The organism is Ramlibacter sp. (assembly GCF_035706265.1).
In the GTDB taxonomy this organism is placed as follows: Bacteria; Pseudomonadota; Gammaproteobacteria; order Burkholderiales; family Burkholderiaceae_C; genus Ramlibacter.
Genome location: NZ_DASSVG010000063.1, coordinates 1 through 6,384 on the forward strand (window position 1 = coordinate 1; position 6,384 = coordinate 6,384).

Genomic DNA, 6,384 nt, shown 5'->3' on the forward strand with positions numbered 1-6,384 from the left:
ACCAGCTTGCCGATCACGAAATGCAGTTGCAGGTCCGGCAGCGGCTCCTGCGGCGCGCTGCGGATGAAGCCGCCCGCCTCCGCGAAGTTGGTGGTGAGCAGGCCGCTGCGATGGCGGCGCCATTCGAGGATGCCCTTGACCGCATTCGCCAGGCCCGGCAGCGACAGGCCCAGCAGGTCGGTGAGGTGCGGCGCGTCCATGATCTGGGTGGCATCGAGGTGGTCGTGCAGGTTGCGTCCGACGCCGGGCAGGTCGTGCACCACCTCGATGCCGAACCGGCGCAACTGCTCGCTCGGCCCGATGCCGGAGAGCATCAGCAGCTGCGGCGACTGCAGCGCGCCGGCGCTGAGGATCACCTCGCGCCGGACGCGCAGCACCTTCTCCTGCCCGCCCTGCCGGTACACCACGCCGACGGCGCGCCGGCCTTCCAGCAGCACGCGGGTGGCCTGCGCGTCGGTGATCACCTGCAGGTTGGCGCGCTGGCGATTGGGGGCGAGATAGGCCTTGGCCGCGCTGAAGCGCTCGCCGTTCTTGTGCGTGACCTGGTACAGGCCCACGCCTTCCTGCGTTGCGCCATTGAAGTCGGGGTTGACCGGGTAGCCGGCCTGCCTGGCCGCCTCGACGAAGATCGGCCCGAAGCGGTGCGGGCTGCGCAGGTCCATCACGTTGAGCGGCCCGCCCGTGCCGTGGAAGGCATCGGGGCCGCGCTCGTTGTGCTCGGCGCGCTTGAAGTACGGCAGCACTTCGTCGAAGGACCAGCCCGGGTTGCCTTCCGCCGCCCAGGCGTCGTAGTCCGCCGGGTGGCCGCGGGTGTAGATCATGGCGTTGATCGAGCTGGAGCCGCCCAGCACCTTGCCGCGCGGCACGTAGCCGCGCCGCCCGCCCAGCCCCGGCTGCGGCACGGTCTCGAACTTCCAGTTCGCCTGCCCGTTCTTCGCCAGCACGGCGAGGCCGGCCGGGCAGTGGATCAGGACGCTCTTGTCCGGCGGGCCGGCCTCCAGCAGCGCGACCTGCGCCTGCGCCTCCTCGCTCAGCCGCGCAGCCAGCACGCAGCCGGCGGAACCGCCGCCGACGATCACGTAGTCCACGGCCGGGGCATCGCTGGGAACCATCGTCTTGTCCTCCTGCGGCCAGTCTAAGGAATCGCACGGCCGCGCAGCCGGGAGCCGGCTCTAATCGCGCCGGCCGCCCGGCCGTGAAGCAACGGGGCCCGCGCGGTCATCGTTCCGCGACCATAATCCGGCCCCCGAAGCAGCTTCAAGGAAAGAATCATGGCGACTCCCCTCGACAAGGTCCTGTACACCGCGAAGACCCACGTGACCGGCGGCCGCGACGGCAACGGCCGCTCCGACGACGGCAAGATCGAAGTGCGGCTGTCGCCGCCGGCGCAGGGCGGTCCCGGCACCAATCCCGAGCAGTTGTTCGGCATCGGCTACTCGGCCTGCTTCATGGGCGCGATGAAGGCGGTGGCGCCCAAGGTCGGCGTGCAGGTGCCCAACGACGCGGCCATCGACAGCGAAGTCGACCTGGGGCCCACGTCGATGGGCTACGGCGTCTCCGTGCGCATGAACATCAAGCTGCCCGGCATGCAGCGCGAGCAGGCGCAGAAGCTGGTGGAAGAGGCGCACAAGGTCTGCCCCTACTCCAACGCGACGCGCAACAACATCGACGTGCAGCTCAACATCGTCTGACGCGTCACGCCCGCGCAGGCGGCGCCCAGAGTGCGTTGCGCTGAATCCCCGCCTGCGCGGGGATGACAAAAGACCCCCGTGCGTCGGCCACGCGCGGCGACAATGCCGCATGAACGACGACACCCGGCATCCCTATGAGGCGCTCACGCCGGACACGGTGCTCGATGCGCTGCTGCCGCTCGGGCTGTACGGCGACGGGCGCCTGCTGGCGCTGAGCTCGTACGAGAACCGGGTGTACCAGGTGCACCTGGAGGAGCCCTTCCACGGCTCCGAGGTGGTGGTGGTGAAGTTCTACCGGCCGGGCCGCTGGAGCGACGCCCAGATCCTGGAAGAGCACGCTTTCGCCGCCGAGCTGGAGCGCGCGGAAGTGCCGGCCGTGGGCCCGCTGGCACCGGGCGGGCAGACGCTGCACCACCACGCGGGCTTCGCCTTCAGCGTCTCGCCGCGCCGCGGCGGCCGCGCGCCCGAACTGGACGACGCCGAGGTGCTGGAATGGATCGGCCGCTACCTGGCGCGCCTGCACACCGTGGGCGCGCAGCATGCGTTCCGCGCCCGGCCCGCGCTCGACGTGCAGTCCTTCGGCGAGGAGCCGCGCGACTGGCTGCTGACGCACGAGGCGATCCCGCTGGACGTGCAGGGCGACTGGTCGCGCCTGTGCGCGCAGGCGCTGGCGGCGATCCGCGCCGCCTTCGCGCAGGCGCAGGAGGCGGGAGTGCGCAAGCTGCGGCTGCACGGCGACTGCCATCCGGGCAACATCCTGTGGACGCCCGACGCCGGGCCGCACTTCGTGGACCTCGACGACGCCCGCACGGGCCCCGCGGTGCAGGACCTGTGGATGCTGCTGTCGGGCGAGCGGGTGCAGCGCCAGCGCCAGCTCGGCGCCCTGCTCGATGGCTACGAGCAGCTGCGCGACTTCGACCGCGCGGAGCTCGCGCTCATCGAGCCGCTGCGCACCCTGCGGCTGGTGCATTACAGCGCGTGGCTGGCGCGGCGCTGGGACGATCCCGCGTTCCCGCTCGCCTTCCCGTGGTTCGGCAGCAGCGACTACTGGCGCGGGCAGGTACAGATGCTGGAGGAGCAGCTCGAGGCGATGGAGGAGCCGCCGCTGATCGCGTGAAGCGCCGGCCCCTCGTAGGCTGGTGGTGAGCGCCGAAGGCCGAACCCCAGCGCTTTCAGCGCAGCTTGTTCTCCAGCACGCCGATGCCCTGGATCTCCAGCCGCACCACGTCGCCCGGCTTCAGGTACTTGGGCGGCTTGAAGCCGATGCCCACGCCCACCGGCGTGCCGGTGGCGATGATGTCGCCGGGGTACAACGTGATGCCGCCCGAGAGCGTCTCGATCATCTTCGGGATGTCGAAGATGAAATCCCTGGTGTTGGCGTCCTGGCGCAGCTCGCCGTTGACCCACAGCTTGACGTCGGTGTTCTGGCCGTCCATCTCGTCGGCCGTCACGATCCACGGGCCCATGGGGCAGAAGGTGTCGAAGGACTTGCCCAGCAGCCACTGCTGGTGGCGGCTCTGCCAGTCGCGCGCGGTCACGTCGTTGATGATCGTGTAGCCCCACACGTGGCTCATGGCGTCCGCGCGCTGGATGCCCTTGCCGCCCTTGCCGATGATCACGCCCAGCTCGCACTCGTAGTCGATCGCCGCCGAGACTTCGCCCGGGTGGACGATGTCCGCCTTGTGGCCGATCACCGACTCGGGCACCTTGCTGAAATAGATCGGCTCGGCCGGGATGTCGCCGTGCGACTTGGCGCTGGAGTCGAAGCCGCTGCCGGCGAACTCCTTCGCGTGTGCGTGGTAGTTCTTGCCGACGCAGAAGATGTTGCGGCGCGGACGCGGGATCGGCGCGAGCAGCTCGACCTGGTCCAGCGCGATGGGCGCGCCGGTGGCCGGCAGCGCGCGGCCGGCGGCCTGCGCTTCCACGATCGGCAGGGCGCCGCGCGCGGCCTCCTCGGGGGAGAGCTGGAAGGGCTCGACCTGGCGGCCGTCGGCCGACACGCGCCCGACGCCGGGCTGGCCTTGATGACGATAAGCAGCGATTTTCATGTGGGGAAAACTCTCTTTCGCGCCACAATCGGCGCTCTATAGCATGCTAACAAAACACCTCACAGGAGTTCCCCCGATGTTGCGTCGATTTCTTTGCGCTGCGGGCTTTCTTGCCGCAGCCGGGCTGGCCTTTGCACAAGGCGCGTTCCCGACCAAGCCCGTCACCATGATCGTGCCCTTCCCGCCGGGCGGGCTGGCCGATACGGTCGGGCGGCCGGTCGCCGAAGCGATGAGCAAGGACCTGGGTCAGCCCGTCGTGATCGAAAACCGCGGCGGCGCCGGCGGCGGCATCGGCATGGCCGCCGCGGCCAAGGCCCCGGCCGATGGCTACACGATCCTGATGGCGCTTTCTTCCTACAGCGTGCTGCCCGAGGCCGACAGGATCCTCGGCCGCCAGCAGATGTACTCGTTCAACGCGCTGCGCCCCATCGCCCGCATCACGGCCGACCCGGTGGTGCTGGCCGTGCGCGCCGATGCGCCCTGGAAGACGGTGAAGGATTTCGTCGAGGACGCGCGCAAGCGCCCTGGCGCCATCAACTTCGGCTCCTCCGGCAACTACGGCACCATGCACGTGCCGATGGAAATCCTCAAGCAGGTGGCGAATGTGCACATCACGCACATCCCGTACACGGGCGCCGGCCCGGCCGTGGTCGCCCTGCTGGGCGGCCAGGTCGACGCGCTGGCCACCGGCCCCGCCACCGTGCTGCAGCACGTGAAGGCCGGCAAGATCCGCGTGCTGGGCCACTGGGGCAACGGCAAGCTGCAGACCATGCCCGACGTGCCTTCGCTCAAGCAGGCCGGCTACGACGCCGAGTACGCGCAGTGGTCGGGCATCTTCGTGCCGGCCGGCACGCCCGAGCCGGTGGTGCAGCGCCTGCGCGCGGCCGCCCGCGCCGCCGCCAACGACGCCAAGGTCCAGAGCGTGATCCTGAACGCCGGCAGCCCCGTGCTGTACCAGGACGCGCCCGAGTTCGAGAAGTACGTGCAGAACGACGTGCGCCGCATGGGCGATGTCGTCAAGAAGATCGGCAAGGTGGAGTAGCCCCAACCAACCCAACCAACGCACCGGAGGTCGCGATGAAGCGTCACCTGTTCGTCCGTTCGCTCGTGGCCGCCGTCTGCGCGGCCGGCCTGATGCAGGCGCTGCCCGCGGCGGCGCAGAACTGGCCGAGTCGGCCGGTGAAGATCATCGTGCCGTTCGCCGTCGGCGGCCCCGCCGACGTGTTCGCGCGCGCGCTGGCGCAGCGCCTGCCCGACTTGCTCGGCCAGCCTTTCGTGGTGGAGAACAAGCCGGGCGCCGGTGCGGTGATCGGCACGGACATGGTGGCCAAGGCGCCGCCGGACGGCTACACGCTGCTGCTGATGTCCAACACCCACACGGTGAACGAGACGCTGCTGGCGAACAAGCCGTACGAGCTGCTGCGCGACTTCGTGCCGGTGGCGCCGATCAACTATTCGGACCTGGTGCTGGTGGCCCATCCCTCGGTGCCGGTGGCCAACGTGCGCGAACTGCTCCAGGCGGCCAAGGCGCAGCCGGGCAAGTTGACGTACGCGTCCTCCGGCACCGGCACGCCGTACCACATGGCCGGCGAGCTGTTCAAGAGCATGTCGGGCACGAGCATCCTCCACATCCCGTACAAGGGCAGCTCCGGCGCCCGCACCGACATCCTGGGCGGGCAGGTGAACTTCATGTTCGATGCCGTCACGACGATGACGGAACACATCAAGGCCGGCAAGGTGAAGGCGATCGGCACCAGCGGCAAGCACCGCTCCTCGGTGCTGCCCGACGTGCCGACCATCGACGAATCCGGCGTGCCGGGCTACGAGGCCACCATCTGGCTCGGCCTGCTGGCGCCCAAGGGCACGCCGGCGGATGTCGTCAACAGGCTCAACGGCGCGGTGAGCAAGATCGTGAGCGACCGCGAACTGCAGCAGGCCTGGGCCCGGCAGGGCGCGGTGCCGCTGGTGATGGATGCGCAGGCCTTCAACAAGTACGTGCAGGACGACATCCAGAAGTGGGCCAAGGTGATCCACTCCGCCAACATCAAGGCGGATTGATGGCGCGGGCACTGCACATCCTGAGCGGCGGCGCCGCGCAAGGGCTGGTGTCGCGGCTGCAGGCGGCCTTCGAGGCGCAGCACGGCTGCGCGCTGGCCGGCACCTTCGGCGCCGTCGGCGCGATGAAGGAGAAGCTGCTGGGCGGCGCGCCCTGCGACGTGCTGATCCTCACGCAGGCGCTGATCCAGGACCTGGGGGCGCAGGGCAAGGCCGATGCGTCGTCGGCGCGCCCGCTGGGGCTGGTGAAGACGGGTGTGGCGCTGAAGGCGGGCCGCGATCCGGTGGCGATCCGCTCGGCGGAAGACCTGAAGGCGCTGCTGTCGGCGGCGCCCGCCCTCTACTTCCCCGATCCCGCCAAGGCCACCGCGGGCATCCATTTCTTCAAGGTGCTGCAGGCGCTCGGGCTGGCGGACGATGCGCGCAAGCTGCGCACGTTTCCGAACGGCGCGACGGCGATGGCGGAACTGGCCAAGGCGCCGGAGAGCGATGCGGTGGGCTGCACGCAGGTGACGGAAATCCTGATCACGGGCGGCGTGCAACTCACGGGCCTGCTGCCGCCGCCGCACGAGCTGACGACCACCTACACC

The 6,384-nt window shown here is 69.9% G+C and carries 7 protein-coding genes; 5 read left to right on the forward strand and 2 right to left on the reverse strand.

Going from position 1 to position 6,384, the window contains the following annotated elements; genetic code table 11:
• A partial coding sequence (locus tag VFM98_RS02180) for a GMC family oxidoreductase (protein ID WP_325108247.1) occupies positions 1-1,112 on the reverse strand: 1,112 nt, incomplete at its 3' end.
• A 159-nt stretch (positions 1,113-1,271) separates the two neighbouring features.
• On the opposite strand from VFM98_RS02180, the gene VFM98_RS02185 reads away from it, so the two are divergent.
• Together VFM98_RS02185 and VFM98_RS02190 are read left to right on the forward strand one after the other, a co-directional pair.
• On the forward strand, positions 1,272-1,691 hold the full coding sequence (locus VFM98_RS02185; RefSeq protein ID WP_325108248.1) for an organic hydroperoxide resistance protein: 420 nt from the start codon (positions 1,272-1,274) through the stop codon (positions 1,689-1,691).
• Positions 1,692-1,800: 109 nt separating this feature from the next.
• On the forward strand, positions 1,801-2,808 hold the full coding sequence (locus tag VFM98_RS02190) for a serine/threonine protein kinase (protein ID WP_325108249.1): 1,008 nt from the start codon (positions 1,801-1,803) through the stop codon (positions 2,806-2,808).
• A gap of 55 nt (positions 2,809-2,863) precedes the next feature.
• On the opposite strand, the gene VFM98_RS02195 is transcribed toward VFM98_RS02190, so the two are convergent.
• Positions 2,864-3,739: a fumarylacetoacetate hydrolase family protein gene (locus VFM98_RS02195; protein ID WP_325108250.1), complete on the reverse strand. Its 876-nt coding sequence runs from the start codon at positions 3,737-3,739 to the stop codon at positions 2,864-2,866.
• Between the two features lie 76 nt (positions 3,740-3,815).
• On the opposite strand from VFM98_RS02195, the gene VFM98_RS02200 reads away from it, so the two are divergent.
• The 3 genes from VFM98_RS02200 to VFM98_RS02210 form a co-directional block, all read left to right on the forward strand.
• A complete protein-coding gene (locus VFM98_RS02200; protein ID WP_414708972.1) occupies positions 3,816-4,781 on the forward strand; it encodes a tripartite tricarboxylate transporter substrate binding protein in 966 nt (321 codons plus the stop codon).
• Between the two features lie 35 nt (positions 4,782-4,816).
• Positions 4,817-5,797, forward strand: coding sequence for a tripartite tricarboxylate transporter substrate binding protein (locus VFM98_RS02205; protein ID WP_325108252.1), 981 nt, complete (start codon positions 4,817-4,819; stop codon positions 5,795-5,797).
• A partial coding sequence (locus tag VFM98_RS02210) for a substrate-binding domain-containing protein (RefSeq protein ID WP_325108253.1) occupies positions 5,797-6,384 on the forward strand: 588 nt, incomplete at its 3' end. The genes VFM98_RS02205 and VFM98_RS02210, both read left to right, overlap by 1 nt.

What these genes read in the sequence shown, in the direction of transcription:
- VFM98_RS02185 (WP_325108248.1), top strand. Translation starts at nt 1,272, where the DNA reads ATGGCGACTCCCCTCGACAAGGTCCTGTACACCGCGAAGACCCACGTG.
- VFM98_RS02190 (WP_325108249.1), top strand. Translation starts at nt 1,801, where the DNA reads ATGAACGACGACACCCGGCATCCCTATGAGGCGCTCACGCCGGACACG.
- VFM98_RS02195 (WP_325108250.1), bottom strand. Translation starts at nt 3,739, where the DNA reads ATGAAAATCGCTGCTTATCGTCATCAAGGCCAGCCCGGCGTCGGGCGC.
- VFM98_RS02200 (WP_414708972.1), top strand. Translation starts at nt 3,816, where the DNA reads ATGTTGCGTCGATTTCTTTGCGCTGCGGGCTTTCTTGCCGCAGCCGGG.
- VFM98_RS02205 (WP_325108252.1), top strand. Translation starts at nt 4,817, where the DNA reads ATGAAGCGTCACCTGTTCGTCCGTTCGCTCGTGGCCGCCGTCTGCGCG.